Annotated in this window: 1 protein-coding gene; it reads right to left on the reverse strand. The window is 36.1% G+C overall.

What is annotated here, in order from left to right; all coding sequences use genetic code 11:
* Positions 1-277: 277 nt before the first annotated feature.
* A partial coding sequence (locus tag DWZ61_RS19425) for a transposase (protein ID WP_182427213.1) occupies positions 278-967 on the reverse strand: 690 nt, incomplete at its 5' end.

Genomic DNA, 967 nt, shown 5'->3' on the forward strand with positions numbered 1-967 from the left:
CAAACTGTTAAGGAAACAATCGGAGTTGGTGTAAACGAAAAAGCAGCCTTGAGTTCTGATAAAAACTGCCCTTTCGTTTACATCAATTTCGATTTTACCTTGGTGAACAAAGTCGCGTCCCTTTAGCCGATAGCTATGGGGATTCAATCGTTGCTCTTTTCCTTAAGTTTATCATACCGGATGTTTTGGTAAAAGTTTTTTTATTCAAGAAATCAATTTCAGGCATGACAAACAAACCTCCTATGAGGAAGTCATTTATTCTATGCAATTGTAGATCTTAACATCTCATATGTGCACGAAAAGAAGAACTGTATTTATCTTTGCGGGGTGATACCATATTCCCTCCACAAGAAGAACATTTGCATACATCGATGTGATATAAAACCCTTATCATTTCTACTGCATTTAGATTTTTTAATGTAGAAATGTATTTCTTACATCCAAGCAGGTTTCTGCAATGAGTTATCTTTTTTCTCTTGTTTCTACATGATAGCAGACCATAGTGCCGGATTCTGACAAATCGTTTGGGAGGAACATGCATCATGAATCGACGGATGAATTCTTCTCCTGAAATTGTTTTCTCTTTCCAGCAGCCTTCGTTTTTATAGTCTTTTACTACATATGTAACTGTCGTATCTGTCATGGATTTGATTCGATGATTACTGATTGCTATCCTGTGGGTATATTTTCCAAGATAATTGATAACCGACTGTGCACCATTGAAAGTTTCTTTACAGTAAGTGACCCAGTTCTTTTCATAACACTTATCAAGAAGTTCTTTAAAACGATAGCTGTTCTGATATTTCTCTGCTGTACCATGAAATTTAAGCTTAGAATCATTCCACAGGCTTTTTAACTCATCCAGATATTTTCCACGGAACACTTTCGAGATAACACCATATGGGAGAAAAAATTTTCCACCTGTTTCTTTCCATTTATTTTCATCATCAAGCCCACCTCCAAGAAC

The sequence above is a fragment of the Clostridium sp. AF34-10BH genome, assembly GCF_003478095.1.
Lineage (GTDB): Bacteria > Bacillota > Clostridia > Lachnospirales > Lachnospiraceae > Acetatifactor > Acetatifactor acetigignens.